The following is a 20,829-nucleotide window of genomic DNA, read 5'->3' as shown; positions in this document are numbered from 1 at the left end:
GTCGCCAACACGATGCAAACACATCAGCACCGCCGCCGGCCCGTTGCAGGCCGGCGGCGTCCCTCCATCAACCGCCGAGATAAGCCTGCTTGATCCGGTCGTTCGCGAGCAGGTTCGCGCCCGTATCGGCGAGCACCACGCGCCCCGTTTCGAGCACATACCCGCGATCGGCCACACCCAGCGCCTTGTTCGCGTTCTGCTCAACGAGGAACACCGTCACGCCTTCCTCGCGGATCGTCCGGATGATGTCGAAGATCTGCGCGATCACGAGCGGCGCGAGGCCGAGCGTCGGCTCGTCGAGCAGCAACAAGCGCGGCTTGCTCATCAGCGCGCGCCCAATCGCGAGCATCTGCTGCTCGCCGCCCGACATCGTGCCGGCCCGCTGTGTCGCACGCTCCTTCAAGCGCGGAAACAGCTTGAACACGTGCTCGGTACCTTCGTCGATCTCATGACGACTCGCGAAGAACCCGCCCATCTTCAGGTTCTCGAGCACCGTCAGACTCGGGAACACGCGCCGCCCTTCCGGCGAGATCGCCATCCCCTGCCGCATGATCTGGTGCGTCGACATCGCGGTGATGTCCTTGCCCTCGAACAGCACGCGGCCCGACGATGCGCGCGGCGTGCCGCACACGGTCATCATCAGCGTCGTCTTGCCGGCACCATTGCTGCCGATCAGCGTGACGATCTCGCCCTTGTTCACCTCGATCGACACGCCCGCGAGCGCTTCGACCGCGCCGTAGTGCGTATGGACCTGTTCCAGCTTCAGCATCACTCTTCCCCCAGATACGCCTTGATCACGCGCGGGTCGTTGCGGACCGCTTCCGGCGTGCCGATCACGATCGGCCGGCCGTGCTCCATCACGAGGATGCGGTCCGACACGCCCATCACGAGGCTCATGTCGTGTTCGATCAGCAGCACCGATACGCCGAACTCGCGGCGCAGCTTGTCGATCAGGTGCTGCAGCTCGATCTTCTCCTGCGGGTTGAGACCGGCCGCCGGCTCGTCGAGCATCAGGAGACGCGGTTCGGTGATCATGCAGCGCGCGATCTCCAGACGCCGCTGATGCCCGTACGACAGCGTGCCGGCCGGCCGGTTGGCGACCGACTTCAGCCCCATCCGTTCGAGCCACACGGCCGCGCGTTCGAGCGCGTCCTTCTCGGCGCGGCGATACGCGGGCGTCGAGAACAGGCCGGGCAGCAGCCCTGCCTTCACCTTGCGATGCTGCGCGACGAGCAGGTTCTCGACGACCGTCAGCGACTTGAACAGGCGAATGTTCTGGAACGTGCGCACCAGGCCCTTCAGCGCGATCTTGTGGCTCGGCAGCCCGGCGATCTGGTGGCCGTCGAGTTCAACCGCGCCGGAGGTCGGCTTGTAGAAGCCGCCGACGCAGTTGAACACCGTGGTCTTGCCCGCGCCGTTCGGCCCGATGATCGCGAACACCTCGTCGCGGCGCACGTCGAAATCGATGCCGTCCACCGCGAGCAACCCGCCGAAGCGCATCTGCAGCCCGGCGACCTTCAACAGTTCTGCATTCGCGCTCATTGCGGCAGCTCCACGTGGGGACGGCTCGCGGGCAACAGGCCCTGCGGACGCCACATCATCATCAACACCATCACGAGACCGAAAATCAGCATCCGGTATTCGGCGAAGCCGCGCGCGACTTCCGGCAGCACGGTCAGCAGGATCGCCGCGAGAATCACGCCGAGCTGCGAACCCATCCCGCCGAGTACGACGATCGCGAGGATCAGCGCCGACTCGATGAAGGTGAACGATTCAGGATTCACGAGGCCCTGGCGCGCCGCGAAGAACGCGCCGCCGATACCGGCGAACGACGCGCCGAGCGTGAACGCCGACAGCTTGATGCGCGTCGGGTTCAGGCCGAGCGAACGGCATGCGATCTCGTCGTCGCGCAGCGCTTCCCACGCACGGCCCATCGGCATGCGGATCAGGCGGCTCGTCACGAACAGCGTGAAGCCGACCAGCACCAGCGCGATCAGGTACAGGAAGATCACCATGTGCTCGCCGCTGTATTCCAGCCCGATCAGTTCATGGAAGGTCTTCGCGCCTTCGACGCTCGCCGAGCGCGCCATCTCGAAGCCGAACACCGTCGGCTTCGCGATGCCCGAGATGCCGTCCGGGCCGCCCGTGAGGCTCGTCAGGTTGTTCGCCATCAGGCGGATGATTTCGCCGAAGCCGAGCGTGACGATCGCGAGATAGTCGCCGCGCAGCCGCAGCACCGGGAAGCCGAGCAGGAAGCCGAACGTCGCCGCCGCGATCGCGGCCAGCGGCAGGCATTCCCAGAACGACAGCCCGAAATACTGGTTGAGCATCGCGTACGTATAACCGCCGACCGCGTAGAACCCGACATAACCGAGATCCAGCAGCCCCGCGAAACCGACGACGATGTTCAGCCCGAGGCCGAGGATCACGTAGATCAGCGCGAGCGTCGCGACGTCGACCGCGCCGCGCGAACCGAAGAACGGCCACACGAGCCCGACCGCGAGCAGCACCCACACGACCACGCGCTGCTGCTGCGCGCCCATCGCGGGCACCGCCGGCAGCTTCACCGCCGATTTCGCGCGCATGAGCCACGGCTTGAACAGCTGGAACAGGAACACGGCCGCGACCGCGATCCACACCGGCCGCCAGTGCGGCGTGAGCACGACCTGATAACCGTCGAGCTGCAGCTGCAGGCCGAGCACGGGGATCGTGAGGATCGCCGTCAGGAACGCGGCGGCCACCGCATTTTTCAACGCCTGGCCGAACGATGCATCGGCGGCCGGACGGCGAACGGAAATGACAGTACTCATCTGCGTCTCCCTCAAACCTTTTCGATGTCCGACTTGCCGAGCAGGCCGGTCGGGCGGAAGAGCAGGATCAGCACGAGCAGGCCGAACGCGACGACGTCCTTGTACTCGGCCGGCATGTAGCCTGCCGCGAAGGTTTCCGCGAGGCCGAGCAGCACGCCGCCGAGCATCGCGCCCGGGATGCTGCCGATCCCGCCGAGCACCGCGGCGGTAAACGCCTTGATGCCCGCGACGAAGCCGATGTACGGATTCAGCTTGCCGATCGTCAGCCCGATCAGCACGCCGCCGACGGCGGCCAGCATCGCGCCGAGCACGAACGTGAACGAGATCACGCGGTTCGTGTCGATGCCGAGCAGGTTCGCCATCTTCATGTCCTCGGCACATGCGCGGCACGCACGGCCCATCCGCGAATGCCCGATGAACAGCGTGAGCGCGATCATCAGCACGACCGTCACGCAGACGATCATCAGCCGCGAATACGGGATGGTCACGTCGAAGTCGCCGCCGAGATGGATGTCGAACGCGCCGGAGATCAGCACCGGCACGGACACGTCGCGCGCGCCCTGGCCGATCTGCACGTAGTTCTGCAGGAAGATCGACATGCCGATCGCGGAGATCAGCGGCACGAGGCGCGGGCCGCCGCGCAGCGGCCGATACGCGACGCGCTCGACCGCGAAGCCGTACAGGCCGGTGACGATCACCGACACGATCAGTGCGGCGCCGAGCACGAGCGGCAGCGGATAACCCGCGGAGACGCCGATCGCGGTCAGGGTCACGAGGCCCACGTACGCGCCGATCATGTAGATCTCGCCGTGGGCGAAGTTGATCATGCCGATGATGCCGTAGACCATCGAATAGCCGATGGCGATCAGCGCATAGATCGCACCCAGCGTCAGGCCGTTGACCAGCTGCTGGGCGAATTGAGGAAAGAAGTCAGTCATGTGCGGGAAGCTCCCGTTGGCACTGCGCCGCAGGCCGCAACCGGATCACGGCGCGACCGCGCGCAACGCACGGTGTTCGTCTCGGACCGCCCGTCAGCCGCGGAACGGCCAAATGCGCACGCGCCCTGCCCGGGTGACGGGCAGAGCGGGTGCGCGGGGCGGGTACTCCGTTTTTAGTTGGCGGCGGTCTTCGTCGCGTCCTTGTGCCACGTGTAGACGACGAACTTGAACGCCTTCAGGTCGCCCTGCGCGTCATACGACACCTTGCCGATCGGCGTGTCGAACGTCGTCTTGTGCATGTACGCGGCGACCTTCGTCGGATCGGTCGTCTTTGCGCCAGCGATCGCGTCGGCGATGATCTTCACCGCGGCGTACGACGGCATCTGGAACGGGCCGTTCGCATCGCGCTTCTTGTCCGCGAACGCCTTCACCAGTGCTGCGTTGGCCGGATCGGCCGTGAAGTCGGCCGGCAGCGTGACCAGCATGCCTTCCGAAGCCGGGCCGGCGATTGCCGTCACGTCCTTGTTGCCCACGCCTTCAGGCCCCATGAACGTTGCCTTCACGCCCTGCTCGCGCGCCTGGCGCATCAGCAGGCCCATTTCCGGGTGGTAGCCGCCGAAGTAGACGAAATCGACGCCTTGCGACTTCAGCTTCGTGATGATCGCCGAGTAATCCGAATCGCCGGCGTTGATGCCTTCGAACAGCACGACCGGGATCTTCGCGGCTTCGAGGTCCTTCTTCACCGACGACGCGATGCCCTGGCCGTACGACTGCTTGTCGTGCAGCACCGCGACCTTCTTCGGCTTCACGTTGTTGATGATGTACTTCGCGGCGGCCGGGCCTTGCTGGTCGTCACGGCCGATCGTGCGGAAGATGAAGTGACGCTTCTTGCCTTCGGTCAGCTGCGGCGCGGTGGCCGACGGCGTGACCATCACGATGCCTTCGTTCTCGTAGATGTCGGATGCGGGGATCGTCGAGCCCGAGCACACGTGGCCGATCACGTACTTGATCTTCTGGCTGACGATCTTGTTCGCGACGGCGACGGCCTGCTTCGGTTCGCATGCGTCGTCCATCAACACGACTTCGAACTTGTTGCCGCCCGCACCGCCTGCCGCGTTGATCTGTTCGATCGCGGTCAGCGCGCCGGCCTTCACCATGTCGCCATATTGGGCGACCGAGCCGCTCATCGGACCAGCGATGGCGATCTTCACGGTTTCCGCTTGCGCGGTGGCGGCGCCGGCGGCGAACAGCACGGCGGCGACGGAAATGGACGTAAGACGGGACAGCGTCATCTGGGAGCTCCTCGATGTTGTTTAGTCATACGGGCAAAGGCGGCATGACTTGCGCAATCGAACAGCACCCGGGGCGAGGACATGGGACACGCCCGAGACACATAGAAGACGGAACTCCAGCGGAATGTTGCGTAGCGGGGCCCGGCTCTTGCAGTCCCCGAAGGGGACGTCTGGTTCGGAAAGACATCATCGTGATGCGTCTTGCATTGCGCAAGCGTTTCGCCTGCCCCGCTTGCCAAACCGCTTGATCGGAGGGATGGTCCGACAGCCGTTGGCAAGGCAGTCGAAATTATATGGGCGTTTTTAAATCGTCTGTCAAAAATGCCGGCCGACTGAGGGAAAACACGTAGGGATGAGGTGGGGGTCGGTAGCAATGACGGCGCAACCTTTCGGGTTCGATAACGGTTGACGGGAGTGCAATCTGGTTGCTATTGGAGGGAGTGGTCGGGCGCTGTGCCTTGGTGGGTATGACGTCTGCTGACAGGCGGTCGTGATCGGTGCGCTTCGGGCCGGTAAAGGGCCGTATCGGCGCGGTTCAATCGACTGATGATTGGTTTGACGGGCACCATTGAGGTGCGTTGGATGGAGGCGCTAAAACCTACCGTTAGCCGACGGTTTTCTTGGTTCAGAAAGCTCACAGTTATTAATGTGAAATAATACGGATTCGCCTCTGCAATCCAGCCAGCCTTCCCGCGAAGCGCGTCCGCCGCGCTTCGTCGTCGCTTCAGGGCCGCTTCGACGGCCTTCCGTTGCCCAGCCGCCAGCCAGTGATCTGCCGTTTTTTTCCATGCACATCACCTGATTTGGATCGCTGATGAATCATTCCTTCTGCTTGTCTTCCGCCGCCGCGATTGCGTGTGCGCTTTCTGTTTCCGCAGCCGATGCGTCGGGGCGCGATACGCTGACCGATCGGTCGGCCGGGACCAATGTGTTTCGCGCGGAGCGTCGTGCCGCCGCTCGTGACGATGGGCACGCGGCACGTGCGAATCGTCGCGTGCAGTACGCCGCGCCCGCCAAGCGCGGCCCGTTCGATACGCCCGATACGCGGCCGCTGCGTGTTTCGGGCGATGCGCTTGAGCCGCAGCCCTCTCGTGCGCGTGAATCTGATTGGGACTTGCCGGCAAACCGTGTCGCGCTCGGTGCAGGCGGCAGCGACAGCCTCGGGCGCGCATTGCCCGGAACCGAACAGCGCGCGCAGAACTGGAATGAATATCTGCGGGCTAATGGTTCAAAGCCGGCTGGTAGTGGCGGCTCGTATGCGCCGACGCGGCCGTACGATGCCGCGCGGGGGCCGCATGGTGCGCCGAATCCGTTCGATCCTTCGGTGCCGCAGCCGGAGACGCGCACGTTTTTCGACAACGGCGCGGGCACGCATTGCACAGCGACGGGTGGCGCAGGGACGTCGCGGTCGTCTTGCAATATCGCCTGGTGATGCGTGGCGTCGGGCGGTGGTGACTGCCCGGCGCGCTGCGCGACTTCGCGCAGCGCGGCCGCATCCTGCGGCGTTGCCTGTTACAGCTGCGTGATGACCAGCCTTCCCGGCTCAATCGTGATCTGCACCTTTCGGCCCGGGACAAAACGCGCATCGTTGACGAGCCACATTCCGCCGATCTTCATATACGGATAAAACGTATCCGGCCTGATGTGCATGCGTTTCGGTACACCCCAGGATTCCTGGATCGTCACGAAGCGTTCCGTGATCGGGGGTCGTGCTTTATCATTCGCCTTAGCCATGGGCAACTCCTGGTTAGTTGGCTGTGGTTAGCGGGTCGTGAGTGTTCCTAGCACTTGCGGCCCGCGCTCGTTTACCGCGGTGTGTTGGTGGTTTGGATTCCTCCGTTGTTGGTGGTTCGGTGGAGACCGGGTTTCGATGGGGGATCAGAGCATGCGGCATATCAGTCCGCGCGCGCGATTATCACTGACTGGACATTTCCAATTAGACAGTGTTTGTTGCTTGGGCGCACCCTATCCATTGGTTATAGGCACTCACGGAGATCAATGTTCATGGCCATTGCGAGCGCTGATCGGTGGAAAAAAGCGAACCAGCAGGAATATCTATCTGTCACGGTGAGAAATTGATCGGAGCTTAACGATTCGAAACAGTTCGATTGAATCGGGCGAACTGTACGACTCCATCTCAATACATACACGACTGCCGCTCAATCTTTATTGTCGTGACCGGACACCGGAAACTGCTTGCGGGTGATGTCCGGTTTCAGCATCCCACCCAGACCGCTAAAGACCTACCTCGGCCACTCGAGAGGCCCCATCTGACTGGCGGCTACCGACCCGAAGCGGAAATAGCCGGCAAGCGGAAGCAGACACTCAGGAGCGTTTGGCGTGTGGGGCCGCCTCGGTATTTCACGAAACCTCGAACCTCAAGGTTTGTCGTCAGGTAACTGCGCCGCCGAAAAATCAACCTTGCCTGAATTCTGCATTTCAGTAAGCACCATCAAACGACGGTAATAGGACATCATTAGCTTCAACGAAATTTCCGGGCTCTTCGTGTGAGCATCCAAAGCAGCCACATTTTTAAAACCCAAACCCTTCGCCAATTGTTCCGTGAACGCTTGCATCTGCTTTAATTGCGCCGTCGATGCCGCCATCCCTTCAAGCTTCCTCTTTTGCCTTTCTTGCTTAAGCGCGGTGAGAAATTTTGCCGCTTTTTTGTAAGCGGAGGTTGTCGCATGCGCTACGCCGTAGAAGCTAGAGACTGCCGTCGCGATATTAGAAATTGTCAGATGATTTAAGGCGAGATCCAGCCAGCCTGGAGAGTTCTTTCGAATCCCCAGGAGCATCGGTTTATCTGGCGAAGGCACCTGTCGTTCAAAGAGAGCATAAGCGTTGACGTAGCTAAAACCGCCCTCCCATGGGTAACTAGATAGTACATTATTGATATTCCTCTCAAACGCCCCCGAGTGCTTGGTTTCGAGGCAATAAATAAACGCATAACACTGATCTAGTGCGTGAGAAAATTCAGCCAAATCGGGTAACGACCAGTTGCCAGCCAAACCAATTCTGTAGGTATTTTTTTTGTCCACGTCAACCCCGCTAGTTGCGTTGATTAAATTGGCGAAAATTCTTCATTTCTCTACGAGATCAAAATAAATCATCCCGGATTTCCTAGGCTTCCGAGCATCAAAAGATAGTCCACTTCACACTCAACTGGCGACAGTCGATTGTTCAACTAGATCAACCGCCCTCCAGCCGCCCTCTAAAAAGTGTAACGAGGAGCCTTTGACGTCCCCTGACGAAAGGAAGGAACAAAGGAGGCATTGAGCGAGGGAGAGGCATTTCCTCACGGCTCATCGGTTTAGTGCCTCAGGATATTTTTGAGATATACGATGATACCCCGTTTATGGCCCGGGCTGCACAGCGCGAGGAGCACGGAATTGTCGACAATTTGGCCACTGACATCGACCGCCTGGTATTCGCCGAATCCAGTCGGTTCTCAGTCCGGCGGTCCGCAACTGGCTCAAACCGACCCATCTGAGACATTCGTTGCGCCGGGTTCCGAACAGCGGGTTCGGGGGGGGGGGGGCAACGGTCGTTGGCTATGACCGGGCGAAAGGCCGCTCGGCGACAGAGGCAATCATTAGCGCCGCCAGTCAGTACGTTCGGCTTCGAGCGTGAGTTGAGACGGCTACTGAGTGCATTACAGCCTGTCGAGTTCGATTGCATCAGGCATTCTTTCGAACTGAACGGAACAAGCTTCCAGTCGAATCTCCAGAAATCCGGATTGCCCGCCTCGACGATCGGAGCGAGGCTTCCATTGTGAAAAGTCCATCGGTACCGCGTCAGTCCGGATCTCCGTGCCGGGAGGAAAGGTTGCCATTTTTGAATTCCAGTCGAAAAAGCCTGTCCCGCTGATTCCAACGAGTCGCTCAAGCTTGTCGCAGATTCGCTCTGCACTAAAGGAAATTGCCGTACACAGATATTCTTCGCCCGGACGCACGCTGACTGTCTGCAGTTCTTCAAACTGAACGATGATATTTACTACCCACCCAAGCTCTGTGATTTCGGCCTCCTTGTCCAGCAGGTAGTTTGTGAACCAGTCGAGCACCTTCTTGCCGCGGACAGTCAGTTCATCGGCGCTGAAATGAACGGTGTCTGTAGGTTGATTAGCGAAATGGAGCGTTACAGCGATCCGTCCCCAGCGAGTTATGTCCGCTTCCCAGCGCGTTCCAACGAAGGAATTCTTATTAGCTGGATCGTCGTCTACGAGAGATAGAGGTTGAATTCCATAGTGAGAACACTTTGAGAGGGCCGGCTTCGAGAACCCCTTGCGGGACACAAGGATTTTGAAGTTGGCGTTAACGTCCGACGCCTTGGTGATAAAGCCATCGACCTCAGGGGTCCCCACCTTCTTGTTGAGATCCTTGCATTCGATAACGCCGAGCATCTTCTGTCCAGCAAAGACGCCTCGGACTACGACATCGAACTGGCGCGAATGGCCCAGTCTATCCACGAGCACTTCATTATGGGTGACGCTGGCTGCGGGGTCGAACTGGGCCTGGATAGCCGCCACAACCTTTTCGAACGAAATACCGGGGTGGTCGACGTGATCGCATGTCGATGGGTTCATACACAGCCCCTTCGAACTACACTACGTTCGCCCCGTTCGGCATCGACGTCATAGGCGGTACCGGTGCGATGAACATGTCTCGGCCCGTGGCCAATCAAGCCAATAGGCTTCTGCGTCGCCGTGGCAACCCTCGGCAATGACTTGCTCTCGGTCGCCGCTGTCACGGGGCCGCTTACATCGTACAGAAGCAAGATGACCTCCTTCTCATGGAGAGAATAACCTGCTGTAAATCGGACCAGCCCTCATGAGCCCAAGTGTGTGCGTTCGCCAAAGATACCCGGCGGCCAGAATTTTGGCGGGATCTAGTGCAACCACGTCGGGTAATACGGCCGGTTGTGCTCGCAAAAGCCGACATTCGACGGGCCATTCTACGGAATCGCGAAATGACCGCAGATGGCCAGTAGCCGACGACGACTGGCCGGATGGCGAACTTCAAGCAGCCTCGGTTGGGCCGCTGGTAAACTCGGCCAACCAAAGCAACTTTTCCCGGTCACATGAGCACGCAACCCGCTGCAGCACCTGCACCCGTCACTCCAATGATGCAGCTGAACCTGCACCCTATCTGACAAGGCCCGCAGCACAAAGCTACGCCAAGACCTACGCCGCCCCTTTCAGCGACGGGCCGTCACCGACCCTTCTTGGCCATACAGGCGTTCGCGAACCGAATGGCGGGTTCCGGACTGCACCGGTCGCGGCACTCCACAGCAATCGCCCGACGTTTCGGTGGTCACTGATGATTAGGTCGAGACGTTTCCATTAGATGGCTTAGGCCCAATGTCAACGTCCGCTCGTGGCAGATCCGCTAATTGCACACGATACTTGGAGATTAGCGTTTGCGCTCCCTTCTCGAGAAGGGTTTCGACTTGTTGGCGAAGCGGTGTCGCATCAAGGATCGCGCTCAAGAGTTCAATTATTGGATAGCCAGCTTTCCTGACGAGGACTATCTCGTCGTCCATTACATCACTCGCGTAACCATCCATGCCCGCGTTTTCAGGCAGGCGCTCGGTTTCAATGGCATCTCGGATAATTTTTGCTGATATTATGCATTGGCTCTCCCAAGCCAAGAGGGGATGACAGATTTCGCGGTCGATACGTCGGGAACTATTTTCAAACTTATTTCTATACAGTTTTATAATTCCAGCGAGCTCGTCGAGACTTAACACCGCGACCTGTGCGGCTTCTCTTGTCAGGTCCATCCACATAACTCTGCGTGTGATGAATGAATCGCTAAGCATTTGCCCGACGAGTTCATTGTTGTTTCGTAGAGATCGTAAATCGGGAAGGGAGATGCCAGCGATCTTCAGTGGCCCAAGTCGGATCGTCAACGTGCGCTTCTCCAGGTCGAGGTCGAGATCAAGGAGGTTTTGTAAGCTTGGGATACCCATGATTCAGTCTCCGCACGCATTGTCAATAATTTATTTTTAGGCGATGCACCTTATAAATTGAAGAAAAATCGAATTCTGCCCCAATCGCATCGCGAAATCGGTCGTTCGAACGGCTGCATGAGAGCGATCGCGAACGGCAGAAACTGGCGGGAACTGCCATCCGCTATCACCAGCGACCTGCCGAACGGCAACCTTCGCGCAGGCAGATTCTGGCCCCTGATAAACTCGGGCTACCAAAGCAACTTTTCCCGGTCTCATGAACGCCCAACCCACCGCTGTACCTGAAACCGTCGCTTCAATGATGCAGAGGTCCCTGTACCTTGCCTGATAAGGTTCCTATCGAAAAGCTAGACCGCAGCTTGCACTGACGGATCTCGGGACCGGCCACTACCGACTTGCAGCAGTAGTCAAGCTGACTCGTCTCTACTGGCAACCGCCGAGGTCAAATCGACACATTCCGTGAGAGATACATTGAAGAAAAAATCAACAATTCTGGCGGCTGCAATGCTCGTTTCAATAAATGCCAATGCCGAGGCAGATTGGCGCATTGTTGGTCAGACTGACGGCGCCGAGCATGCGATGCTGTACGACAAGAGTAGCGTCCGTCATATTTCTGGCGGCAAGATTGGACTTTGGACAAGAATGATTTTCAGAGACCACCAAACTTACGCCGATCGAACCTACCAGCAGACGACCACGCACGGCGTTATCGACTGCAGCTCGCTGGATTGGGCCATAGACTACTTTGTCAATTCCGACATCAATGGCGATGTAATCTTTAGTGGGCCATTAAAGCCCCCCGCACAATTGCCGAATCAAGCCGGCTCAATGCAAGAGCAGTTGGGGCACGTGGTATGCGAAGACGGGAAGCAATCAGAGTCGGCAAGCACGATGACCAGCCTGGCCGATCAAAGCGTTGTCGAGGGAATGGCGAAATACTTCATGAATGCCAATCAGCCTTCTCAGCAACACCAGTAGTGTCGGACAACTGCCGACCTCCAGCATAGGTACGTATGCCGACAGCCCCAAGTCACTGGAACTATTTTTAGCAGTCGAGACTGAGCTCGTTTCTTGTGCCAGATATGTGGGGCTCTCGCAGGAAAACTTTGCCGGCTAACCTTGCGCTCAAGCTGACTCTCACGGCCGATCTCTTGGAACCCTCGGTTAGCTCTGGCCCTTTCGTTCCCAGCCGCTGATCGCGGTTCGACTATATCGCTGAGTGTCCCAGTTCTCGTGATTACAAACGGCTGCACGCGGCCGTACCGTGACATTCCCCCTCACCTCGGCGAAACCACAATCGCCGCCCTCCGATTCTGCGTCCTCCCCGCCGGCGTCTTGTTATCCCCAACCGGATCGCTCTTCCCCTTCCCGACAATCACGATCCGCTTCGCATCCAACCCCACATCAACCAGCTCAATCTCCACTACCTCAGCCCGCCGCCTGGACAACTCGAAGTCATAGTCATCCGCCCCTTCTTGATCCGAGTACCCATAAACCCGCACCCCATTAATCCCCACCGACTTGAGCGTCCGCCCGATCCTTTCGACAATCCGCCGCACATCCGGCTTGAGGTTGTACCGATCGAAATCGAACAAAATCGGCCCGGTCGACCCGAATTCGAACCCCTCTCCGGTCTCCTGGAAACCGGCCGATTTGAGCGCCGTGACCTGCGTGTGCGTCAGCCCACGGTGAAGCGGCGGCGTCTTGCAGCCGCTCAGCAGCATGCACAGCAGCAGCGCGCCGCCGATGCACATCCGCCCAATGAACACTGGATACGAGTTTTTCATCTTCGACCCCTTCGAATGCGCCCGCATCGCGCGCGCATTTATTCATTAAACCTCTGCTGCGGCCTCGTCCGCAGGGAAAAACGCTCAACCTCAAGCTGACCCGACAACGCCTTCAGCCAACTGCCACGACCCCGGCCGCGCACGCTTGGCGCGGTACATCGCGGCATCCGCCGCGCGCAGCAAGCCGCTCGCGTCCGACGCGTGATCGGGATACAGCGCAATACCGGCACTCATCATGGTGGCCACCATGCGGCCGTCGGACAGCTCGATCGACGGCACCATGCCTGACAAAATCTCGTCGGCGACACGGCAGACGCTGCCCGCTTCGCGCACCGCCGACAACATCACCGCGAATTCGTCGCCGCCCAGGCGGGCGACGAGATCGGCCTCGCGCACCTGCGTGCGCAGCCGCGCCGCGATGCCGATCAGCACCGCGTCACCGGCGTCGTGGCCGAGACAATCGTTGATCTCCTTGAAGCGGTCGCAATCCAGATACAGGATGCCGACCCGCTGCCCCGTCACCCCGGCTTCGCGAAGGGCAAGCGCGAGGCGCGACTCGAACTGCACGCGGTTGGGCAGGCCCGTGAGCGCATCGTGCGTCGCCTTGTGTTCGAGCGACGCGTTTTCGTCGCGCAGCGTGTTCTGCCATTCTTCGAATTCGTCGAGCAACGCATTGAAGTCGTCGCCGAGCTCGTTCAGTTCGGCAATCGTGGCAGGCTCAACGCGTTGCGCAAATGCACGCTCGCGTCGCACGGCGTGGGCAACGCCGGCCAGCGCGCGCAGCGGCGAAACGATGTTGCGCAGCAGACGCTTCGAGCTGACATACGCGCCGAGCACGCTGACGGCCAGGCAGCCGAGAATGCCGCTGACGCCGCCGAGCAGGAAGCCGAAGAACTGATGTCCGCGGCCGCGCACGACAACCTGGCCGACGATGATGCCGTCGTGCATCACCGGGACGGCCACGGGCCCGGGCAGCGCAAGGTCGGCAACGCCTCGCTCGAGCCGCGCGAGCTCGCCGCTGGCAGGCAACTGCCACGTTGCGAACGGCTGGCCCTTGCTGTCCGTGACCTCCACCTGCGCCACGTCCTCATCGCTGGCGATCAAGCCGATCGCCTCGTTCGCCGCGACGCGGTCGCCGAACACGAGTGCCGCCTCGACCGTATAACCGAGCGAGCGGGCCAACAGGTTCAGGTTGTTGCCGGCATACGCACGCAATGCGATCACGGCGACCACGATCAACGACACGGCGGCCATCGCGACGGCAACGAACGCAAGGCGCAGGTGCGCGCGGCGCAACACGCTTTGCAGCGTCGGGCGCGGCACGCGCGAAAGGGAAACGGGAGGCGCGTGCCGTGTCATGGTGCCCCCGGCCGTCGAGCAAGATTGAGCACGTTCGGGTGCACGCGCACGCCGCTGCGCGCGACGGCATCGAGATTGATGTCGAACGACACGCGTTCGCCGTCGACGTTGAGACAGAACATGCCGCCTGCGGTGCAGGACGGATCGTGTTCCGAGATCGTCAGGACCGGATGGCCGGCCACCGCGGTTCTCACTCGCGTTCGCTCGTCGTCGCTCAGGGTGCCGAGATAGACGACGTCGCAGGCCATGCCGAGCGACGGATCGTCGAAGCGGACGCGCTGCACGTCGAGCAGCGTCGAGCCGGCCTGCAGCGTGTCAGTCAGGCCACGCGCGTAGTCGGCTCGGCCGGTTACGCACAGATGCAGGCGGACGGGCGTCGTCGGCCAGCGCGTGAAGCTGATGATGCCCAGCACGACCTGACGCACGGCGGAGTCGTGTGACGAAACAGCGGGATCGGTGGAGTTTGCAGGGTTCGCGGCGGCGGCGATGCGCACGGTGTCAGGCGAGTCGTTCACATCGGCAGGCGTCCCGGCGAGCACGCCGGGTGCCGCTCCCAGCGCGCAAACGATTGCGATCAGTGCGTGGCGTAGCGAAGCGACCCGACCGGGCCGGCCGGACGTCGTCCGCGCGGCGATTGCCGCCGCGTCCGTTGGCGTCGTAGCAGTCGCGAAACTGCCAGCCGCCGCGCACACTTTCGCATCCATGATGGCAACTTCCGCTGGTGTTGCCCCCGGCGTTACCCTCTCCCTTCGACCATGCGCGCGCAGGCACGGTATCACGCGCATGATTGCTTCATCTTAGGTAGAAAATCGCATCATCAGCCAGTGGGATACACCCGCGAGAAAGGTTGGAAAGTATGGGGAATTGATGCGGTGGGAGGCGATGCTTGCAAACGTTAAGCAGCCGTCGATCCGGTGTCGGCGCGAGTGGATTGATCAGTGGATTGGATGCCCGGCTATGCCAACCTTCATATGTTCTTCGGGAGAGCCGGGCTGCTTTGCTGCGCATGGGGGCAGCCATCTGCAGCCACCCAGTTAGCGTTGACGGTATACGACGGGCCGAAGCTCGGTTTCACCGTCGCATCGTTCCCACGTCGGCGATCCATCCTTGCTCCCAAACCTGAACGAATCGATGTAGTACTGATCCTTCTGGAACAATCCACGCACCTTCTAACTAACGTAGGCCATCGCCGCCCTGCCCCTTGCTCGCCGCAGCGTCCACCAACCGATAGCCTCGACATCGCCCTCATTCGAAGTAGGCGTGAACACAGAGCCCGGCATCCGCCGGGCTCTGTGTTCAGCTCTTGCGGTCAGACTTGAACCATGGACCGAATTTCTCGGGATCGTCGCTCAGCATCCCGGCATTGCGTAGTGGCTTCGGTAAGTGCTTCACAAACACGATGAACTGAACAATAAACGCGGGCAGCCCAACTCCAAAGACCGAAACCCCATCGCTCCAGCCAAGTAGCAGTCTGCATACCCCGATCACCACAACTGTATTGCAGCCAGCCCCACCCCCAGACGCCAAACAAACTACGAACCATATTTGGAGCGTCGCGTACAACCTGCACCAGTTCATTTTTGGTCCCCCACTGCCTGCCGCACGTCATTGACGACCGCGGCCCCTTTCGAACCGTCACCAAGAAGGAGTGCCCCTGCGTCGCGCCGTAGGGCCACGACTGCTTTAGGAAAGGCAGCCAGTTCACGTTATCAATACGCGGGACCGTCACACCAAACATCGAAACAGGTCGATTGAGACCATCAGCAACACCAACCGGGTCGTTCTCCAACTAATCGCCGACCTTCTGCAACGGCATGTATTCGAACAAACCTACTTCCTTCTGCTGGTTCACCCAATCCAACTGCGGCCTCAACTGCGCAGCCTCGACCTCGCTAATGAAGTTCCTGCTCCGCTCATCGCTTCCCGCCGGATACTCCGCCCAGCACTTCACCGCATAGCACGCCGGGCGCGTCAACTTCTCCTCTCCTGCCTTATCCTTGCCCGCTTTCTCCGCGATCGCCTTCTTCTCCTCGGGATGCAACTACCGATTAAACCGTACCAAAAAATACTATATTAATCCTCGAGTAAGGTCGGAGGTGCGTTACCGCGATCGCCTTTTAAACCATACGATTCCAATTATTGCGATCGCCGATAATGATCCTCGCATCAAGACACTCTTGTAATCCACTGCACCCAAGAGATTATCGATACCTATGTGACTGAGACAGCCAGGCATAAACATGCAATGAACGTATAGACCAAGCAGCCAAATAACAAAGAACCCAACAATGCAAATTCCCCATGCACCAAGACACGCCATTATCCATCGCGTCATTTTTTCTGCCCATTTGACGTTGGTAAATGTTGTGCAGCCGAACCAGAAATTTCTTGCCCAACTCCCCCGGCAGCAGCGCCAATCGCGACCGCAGCGTTATGCGGCCTAAAAATATTCCATCCGTTAACCGACCAGGTTCCGGATGCGGACCAATTTGTTGTGTTGATAGTTGGCTTAAGCGAATTGGTTACCCAAGACTCGCCGACCTTCCCAATACCATAGCCAAGCGAGCTAAATAGCCCACCGGTTGCACCAGCAACAATAACGCTGTCGTTCTTGCCCTGCAGAATGTTGTTGAGCGCCGTCGTCGTCGCACCACCAATCGCATTCACACCAACGTTCCACAGCAATCCATCATACGAACCCGCTGCGCCCGTACCAAACGCGCCTGCCACATCGATCAGGTTAATCTTTCCGTTCTGCACATACTGCGCCCCCGCATTGATCCCCGCACTGATCGCTCCAGTTCCTACTGATGACGCCAGTGCTCCGGAACCAAGCGCACCGCCAGAACTAAAGATCGGTGCTCCCGGCAACGCCGCTATCGGACCACCTACGACAATCACCGCAGCACCAGCCGCCGCGCCAATCGTGCCCTTTGCATAAGCATCGCGATACGTTTGTTCTCGGCTCGTTGAACTTGCAATCGCCGAACCACTCGGCACGTTCGTGCCAACGCCGCCCGGATAGTACTTCGCGTACATCTCCACATTCGCCTTCTGCTCCGGCGCCGTATAGAACATGTAACCCGGTCCACTGCTTCCATCCGAAGGCAACATGCCGTGTGCCTGACTCAGGAAATCATTCGCGCGCTGATTCCATGTGCCCGACGAACCATTCTGCACTTGCAGGTTCGCCTGTGTTGTCAATTCGTTACGCGCCTGCTCCACCGTCAAACCATATTTCTTCGCATACGCCGCTTCATTTTCAGTGATCCACTTCTTCCCCTCCGGATGCAACTACCTATTAAACCGAACACGGCAGCCGCGGGTTCGGCTCTACTGCTTGCGCATATTTAGCCAAGCCAAGAGAACGAACCCGAAAGAAATCACTGCAGAAGTTCGCGCGATTGCTTTCACGTCATACCATCCGGGCGAGTAGCCAACCCCATTAAAATATGAATACATATATGCGCCACCAACCCAAGCAACCGCGCATGCTATAGACCATATGCAAAGCATGCGGACCGCAAGCAAGACCAATCGTTGAATCACTTCCCTTTCCCCTAATTTTGCGGCAAGCCCGGCTTCCGCCGGGCTTGCTGTTTCAACTAAAGAAGACGTTCTTCAACACCACGTACACAATGAAACTCATCATCGCCGCAAAACAGCACCACCAGACGATTTTCTGTGCTCGCGTCTTCGGTGTTTGGCCCGGGAAGCTCATCATAATTACCACCTGACTCCTGTTTTACCCTGATCGACTGTATAACCCATTCCAATCGACGCCGGATTGTAAGTCTTTCCAATATTTGCACCGGCACCAACGCCAATGACCGTCGCGATTCCATTGCCCAGTGAATACACAACTCCGCCACCAACGGCAGAGAATGCAGCCGTTCCATTACCGGCGTACCTCGGCCCAATCCTTCGCGTCCTGCTGATACTGAGCCTTAAGCACCGGATCACTCGTACCATCCGCATTCCTCAGCGCTTCATCGCGCTTCTTGTCCGCATACGATCCGACCTGCTTCGCAATCGTCTCCGCCACCGCCTGCGCCGCATTGATCAGATCCGCCTGATTGCCCAGCACCTGCTGCAAATCCGGCGTCTTGCCGACCGTGCCATTCAGGTTCGACGTATCACGCTCCAGCATCGCCACATCCTGCTTCTGGTTCGCCTGATTCGTAATCGTGATGCTGCCCGCACTGACCGCGCTCTTCGTCGTTGCGCTACTGCTTGTCGCTCTCGCTCACATACAGCGGCAAGACGCCACCCTCGTTCGCCGCAGCGGCCATCAACCGATTGCCATTCGCCGGCAACATATCCAGCGCCGGCTCCGCCGTGGTTGCGTTGCCGGTTGTCCTCATAGAACTTCGCGAAGTCCTTCGCCCACTACCTTTCATCAGAATGCGACAGGACCGCATCCACCACGAGGAACAATTCGCCGCTGAACGACAGCCTCGACATCGCCCTCGTTCAAAGCAGGCGTGAGCACCGAGTCCGGCATCCGCCGGGCTCGGTCATTCAGCTCTTCCGGTCAGACTTGAACCATGGACCGAATTTCTCGGGGTCGTCGCTCAGCATCCCGGCATTGCGTAGTGGCTTCGGTAAGTGCTTCACAAACACGACGAACTGAACAATAAACGCGGGCAGCCCAACTCCAAAGACCGAAACACCATCGCTCCAGCCAAGCAGCTTTCTGCATACCCCGATCACCACAACTGTATTGCAGCCAGCCCCAACCCCAGACGCCAAACAAACTACGAACCATATTTGGAGCGTCGCGTACAACCTGCACCAGTTCATTTTTGATCCCCCACTGCCTGCCGCACGTCATTGACGACCGCGGCCCCTTTCGAACCAACGCCAAGAAGCAACGCTCCCTGTGTCGTGCTATACGGCCAAGGCTGCTTAATGAAGGGAAGTAAGTTCACGTTGTCAACACGCGGAACCGTGACACCAAACATCGAAACAGGACGATTCAGACCATCAGCAACACCAATGTTTAACGACACCGGAGCTTTCAATGCCAGTACGGCCACACCAAAGTTCACCCCATCAAACGCAACATTTCCCCAGCCAGCCGGTAACACCTGATTGAACCCCCAACGCAACGGATTATCACCAGCAGCATTCACACCGTTATAGCGGTTGTACAAGCCACTGCCACCCTCGACCATTTCACTCATCCCGAAAGTCGCCATCCAACCGCCCACCGTACAACCAAGACCTGTCGTGCAAAGCCCAGCCCTCGTCTTCGCCGTCACACCCCCAACCACCACCTTGGCCGCATCCTTCGCCACTCCCACCGGATCGTTCTTCACCGCATCGCCAACCTTCTGCAACGGCGCGTATTCAAACAAACCCGATTCCTTCTGCCGATTCACCCATTCCAGTTGCGGCTGCAACTGCGCTGCCTCGACCTCGCTCACAAAGTTCTTGGTCCGAGCTTCGCTTCCCGCCGGATACTCCGCCCAGCACTTCACCGCATAGCACGCCGCGCGCGTCAACTTCTCCTGCTCAGCCGTATCCTTACCGCTTTCTCCGCGAACGCCTGCTTCTCGTTATCATGCAACTATCGATTAAGGCTATCTTCACGTAGCGTCCATCGACGCCGTTCATCTTCGCGCATCACAACATCGCAAGAAGATACGATCGCCCGAAGGTGAAAGCGGCAGCAAGACCAAAGCTTACTAAAACACCTATCATACTAAACGCAGCCGGTTCGTTGTAAGCAAACCACGCAAACAGAATTGGCGCCATCACCATTGTTGATTTTAGCCAATATAGTAACCTTGCCATAAATGAATCCTCCAAATTTCTTCCGAATAGCAGAAATGTAATTAACAAGACTCCAAGAGAAATTATTACCGCACCAAATTCCATCATCATTTATTCGACCCCTTAAGCTGATCAAAATTATTTCCTAATCCCCACCAAGGATTGGTGGATGGGTCGAAAAATGGGTCTACCGACTGCGCCAACCCAGTTGCATTGCCCAACGGAACACCAATTTGTTTTCCAGCGGCAATCGTTCCCGTCTTGGTCACGAACAGAACCGTCGACTGCATTATCGAGTTTGTGCCGCCTGCCCAAGTACTTAGTGCTTGTGCGTAGACTCCGCCCAGTGCTCCACCATATAATCCGCCGATAGCCTCGGCGGTGGTCAATGGCTTCCCTGACAAAAAACTCAACCCAAGCGTAGTCGTCAATCCAGAAGCGGCCGCTTTACAAGCAGTACCTCCCGATATCAAACAGACCGTCACGGCAATTGCCGCCTTTCCCGTGCGCTCATATGGGAGATTTTTATTGCGCAATTCTGCATCGCTCAACCCTGTTCCGAGCTGCTGCTGTCCCGCGTTGTACGTGTCCTGATTTGACTTGATGTACTGAATGTTGTAATCATGATCCGCGTACTTAGAATCGCTCTTATAACCGTCGCAGTTCAGATTTTGGCACCCCACGATGCTACGAATCTCGTAATCGTGCTTCCCGCCGGACGCCTCCGCCGTCTGCTGGTCGGAATTGCGAAGAATTTCAGCCACGATTCGCCCCTCGGCTTCCTGCGCGCTTATCCCCAGCTTCTCCGCAACAATCTTCGCGCCCTCCTTCGCTCTCGCGTATTCATCCGGATGCAACTGCCGATTAAACCGATCCACCCCCGCCCCGGCCAACG

General features: G+C 58.9%; 20 protein-coding genes and 1 pseudogene. 2 read left to right on the top strand and 19 right to left on the bottom strand.

Annotated elements, in window-relative coordinates:
* Positions 1-67 precede the first annotated feature (67 nt).
* The 5 genes from VL15_RS04690 to VL15_RS04670 all read right to left on the bottom strand — a co-directional run bounded on the left by VL15_RS04690 (position 68) and on the right by VL15_RS04670 (position 5,040).
* Complete coding sequence (locus VL15_RS04690) at positions 68-769, bottom strand: ABC transporter ATP-binding protein (RefSeq protein WP_048243438.1); 702 nt, start codon at positions 767-769, stop codon at positions 68-70.
* The gene (livG, locus tag VL15_RS04685; RefSeq protein ID WP_048243436.1) at positions 769-1,542 is read right to left on the bottom strand and encodes a high-affinity branched-chain amino acid ABC transporter ATP-binding protein LivG; all 774 of its coding nucleotides are present in this window, start codon (positions 1,540-1,542) and stop codon (positions 769-771) included. Before livG ends, VL15_RS04690 begins: the two co-directional genes overlap by 1 nt.
* The gene (locus VL15_RS04680; RefSeq protein WP_048243434.1) at positions 1,539-2,810 is read right to left on the bottom strand and encodes a high-affinity branched-chain amino acid ABC transporter permease LivM; all 1,272 of its coding nucleotides are present in this window, start codon (positions 2,808-2,810) and stop codon (positions 1,539-1,541) included. Before VL15_RS04680 ends, livG begins: the two co-directional genes overlap by 4 nt.
* Positions 2,811-2,821: 11 nt before the next feature.
* The gene (livH, locus tag VL15_RS04675; protein WP_048243432.1) at positions 2,822-3,748 is read right to left on the bottom strand and encodes a high-affinity branched-chain amino acid ABC transporter permease LivH; all 927 of its coding nucleotides are present in this window, start codon (positions 3,746-3,748) and stop codon (positions 2,822-2,824) included.
* Positions 3,749-3,921: 173 nt separating this feature from the next.
* Positions 3,922-5,040 carry a branched-chain amino acid ABC transporter substrate-binding protein gene (locus VL15_RS04670; RefSeq protein ID WP_048243430.1) on the bottom strand — a complete coding sequence of 373 codons (1,119 nt, stop codon included), beginning with the start codon at positions 5,038-5,040 and terminating at the stop codon, positions 3,922-3,924.
* A 994-nt stretch (positions 5,041-6,034) separates the two neighbouring features.
* Here VL15_RS04670 and VL15_RS39580 point away from each other — a divergent pair.
* On the top strand, positions 6,035-6,472 hold the full coding sequence (locus tag VL15_RS39580; protein ID WP_230684339.1) for a hypothetical protein: 438 nt from the start codon (positions 6,035-6,037) through the stop codon (positions 6,470-6,472).
* 80 nt (positions 6,473-6,552) lie between these two features.
* On the opposite strand, the gene VL15_RS04665 is transcribed toward VL15_RS39580, so the two are convergent.
* The 4 genes from VL15_RS04665 to VL15_RS41725 all read right to left on the bottom strand — a co-directional run bounded on the left by VL15_RS04665 (position 6,553) and on the right by VL15_RS41725 (position 11,010).
* Positions 6,553-6,774, bottom strand: coding sequence for a hypothetical protein (locus VL15_RS04665; protein WP_048243428.1), 222 nt, complete (start codon positions 6,772-6,774; stop codon positions 6,553-6,555).
* Positions 6,775-7,418: 644 nt separating this feature from the next.
* Positions 7,419-8,081, bottom strand: coding sequence for a hypothetical protein (locus VL15_RS41730; RefSeq protein WP_155420119.1), 663 nt, complete (start codon positions 8,079-8,081; stop codon positions 7,419-7,421).
* 614 nt (positions 8,082-8,695) lie between these two features.
* Positions 8,696-9,625 carry a restriction endonuclease gene (locus tag VL15_RS04655; RefSeq protein WP_048243425.1) on the bottom strand — a complete coding sequence of 310 codons (930 nt, stop codon included), beginning with the start codon at positions 9,623-9,625 and terminating at the stop codon, positions 8,696-8,698.
* A gap of 737 nt (positions 9,626-10,362) precedes the next feature.
* Entirely contained in the window at positions 10,363-11,010 is a 648-nt protein-coding gene (locus VL15_RS41725; RefSeq protein ID WP_155420118.1) for a hypothetical protein, read from the bottom strand.
* 459 nt (positions 11,011-11,469) lie between these two features.
* Here VL15_RS41725 and VL15_RS04645 point away from each other — a divergent pair, with 459 nt between their 5' ends.
* Positions 11,470-11,988 (top strand): surface-adhesin E family protein, encoded by a 519-nt coding sequence (locus VL15_RS04645; RefSeq protein ID WP_155420117.1) that lies wholly within the window; start codon positions 11,470-11,472, stop codon positions 11,986-11,988.
* A gap of 299 nt (positions 11,989-12,287) precedes the next feature.
* Here the strand turns inward: VL15_RS04645 and VL15_RS04640 are convergent, their stop codons facing one another.
* The 10 genes and pseudogenes from VL15_RS04640 to VL15_RS42600 form a co-directional block, all read right to left on the bottom strand.
* Positions 12,288-12,797, bottom strand: coding sequence for an OmpA family protein (locus VL15_RS04640; RefSeq protein WP_048243643.1), 510 nt, complete (start codon positions 12,795-12,797; stop codon positions 12,288-12,290).
* 90 nt (positions 12,798-12,887) lie between these two features.
* Positions 12,888-14,156, bottom strand: coding sequence for a diguanylate cyclase domain-containing protein (locus VL15_RS04635; RefSeq protein WP_048243422.1), 1,269 nt, complete (start codon positions 14,154-14,156; stop codon positions 12,888-12,890).
* Complete coding sequence (locus VL15_RS04630; RefSeq protein ID WP_048243421.1) at positions 14,153-14,860, bottom strand: YfiR family protein; 708 nt, start codon at positions 14,858-14,860, stop codon at positions 14,153-14,155. Before VL15_RS04630 ends, VL15_RS04635 begins: the two co-directional genes overlap by 4 nt.
* A 1,085-nt stretch (positions 14,861-15,945) precedes the next feature.
* On the bottom strand, positions 15,946-16,197 hold the full coding sequence (locus VL15_RS41720) for a hypothetical protein (protein WP_048243419.1): 252 nt from the start codon (positions 16,195-16,197) through the stop codon (positions 15,946-15,948).
* Between the two features lie 290 nt (positions 16,198-16,487).
* On the bottom strand, positions 16,488-17,450 hold the full coding sequence (locus VL15_RS39570) for a hypothetical protein (RefSeq protein ID WP_080970716.1): 963 nt from the start codon (positions 17,448-17,450) through the stop codon (positions 16,488-16,490).
* Positions 17,451-17,761: 311 nt separating this feature from the next.
* Entirely contained in the window at positions 17,762-18,055 is a 294-nt protein-coding gene (locus VL15_RS41715; protein WP_155420116.1) for a hypothetical protein, read from the bottom strand.
* Complete coding sequence (locus VL15_RS04620) at positions 18,055-18,306, bottom strand: hypothetical protein (protein WP_048243418.1); 252 nt, start codon at positions 18,304-18,306, stop codon at positions 18,055-18,057. Before VL15_RS04620 ends, VL15_RS41715 begins: the two co-directional genes overlap by 1 nt.
* Positions 18,307-18,955: 649 nt before the next feature.
* Complete coding sequence (locus tag VL15_RS04615; RefSeq protein ID WP_155420115.1) at positions 18,956-19,585, bottom strand: hypothetical protein; 630 nt, start codon at positions 19,583-19,585, stop codon at positions 18,956-18,958.
* A 199-nt stretch (positions 19,586-19,784) separates the two neighbouring features.
* Positions 19,785-20,045 carry a hypothetical protein gene (locus VL15_RS41710; RefSeq protein WP_155420114.1) on the bottom strand — a complete coding sequence of 87 codons (261 nt, stop codon included), beginning with the start codon at positions 20,043-20,045 and terminating at the stop codon, positions 19,785-19,787.
* Positions 20,042-20,829 (bottom strand): annotated as a pseudogene (locus VL15_RS42600) (hypothetical protein); the annotation flags it as partial. The pseudogene VL15_RS42600 and the gene VL15_RS41710, both read right to left, overlap by 4 nt.

Source organism: Burkholderia cepacia (assembly GCF_001039005.1).
Lineage (GTDB): Bacteria > Pseudomonadota > Gammaproteobacteria > Burkholderiales > Burkholderiaceae > Burkholderia > Burkholderia theae.
This window is presented reverse-complemented; position numbering and strand designations above follow the sequence as displayed.

What these genes read in the sequence shown, in the direction of transcription:
- VL15_RS04690 (WP_048243438.1), bottom strand. Translation starts at nt 769, where the DNA reads ATGCTGAAGCTGGAACAGGTCCATACGCACTACGGCGCGGTCGAAGCG.
- livG (WP_048243436.1), bottom strand. Translation starts at nt 1,542, where the DNA reads ATGAGCGCGAATGCAGAACTGTTGAAGGTCGCCGGGCTGCAGATGCGC.
- VL15_RS04680 (WP_048243434.1), bottom strand. Translation starts at nt 2,810, where the DNA reads ATGAGTACTGTCATTTCCGTTCGCCGTCCGGCCGCCGATGCATCGTTC.
- livH (WP_048243432.1), bottom strand. Translation starts at nt 3,748, where the DNA reads ATGACTGACTTCTTTCCTCAATTCGCCCAGCAGCTGGTCAACGGCCTG.
- VL15_RS04670 (WP_048243430.1), bottom strand. Translation starts at nt 5,040, where the DNA reads ATGACGCTGTCCCGTCTTACGTCCATTTCCGTCGCCGCCGTGCTGTTC.
- VL15_RS04665 (WP_048243428.1), bottom strand. Translation starts at nt 6,774, where the DNA reads ATGGCTAAGGCGAATGATAAAGCACGACCCCCGATCACGGAACGCTTC.
- VL15_RS04655 (WP_048243425.1), bottom strand. Translation starts at nt 9,625, where the DNA reads ATGAACCCATCGACATGCGATCACGTCGACCACCCCGGTATTTCGTTC.
- VL15_RS41725 (WP_155420118.1), bottom strand. Translation starts at nt 11,010, where the DNA reads ATGGGTATCCCAAGCTTACAAAACCTCCTTGATCTCGACCTCGACCTG.
- VL15_RS04640 (WP_048243643.1), bottom strand. Translation starts at nt 12,797, where the DNA reads ATGAAAAACTCGTATCCAGTGTTCATTGGGCGGATGTGCATCGGCGGC.
- VL15_RS04635 (WP_048243422.1), bottom strand. Translation starts at nt 14,156, where the DNA reads ATGACACGGCACGCGCCTCCCGTTTCCCTTTCGCGCGTGCCGCGCCCG.
- VL15_RS04630 (WP_048243421.1), bottom strand. Translation starts at nt 14,860, where the DNA reads ATGGATGCGAAAGTGTGCGCGGCGGCTGGCAGTTTCGCGACTGCTACG.
- VL15_RS41715 (WP_155420116.1), bottom strand. Translation starts at nt 18,055, where the DNA reads ATGGAACGGCTGCATTCTCTGCCGTTGGTGGCGGAGTTGTGTATTCAC.
- VL15_RS04620 (WP_048243418.1), bottom strand. Translation starts at nt 18,306, where the DNA reads ATGCTGGAGCGTGATACGTCGAACCTGAATGGCACGGTCGGCAAGACG.
- VL15_RS41710 (WP_155420114.1), bottom strand. Translation starts at nt 20,045, where the DNA reads ATGATGATGGAATTTGGTGCGGTAATAATTTCTCTTGGAGTCTTGTTA.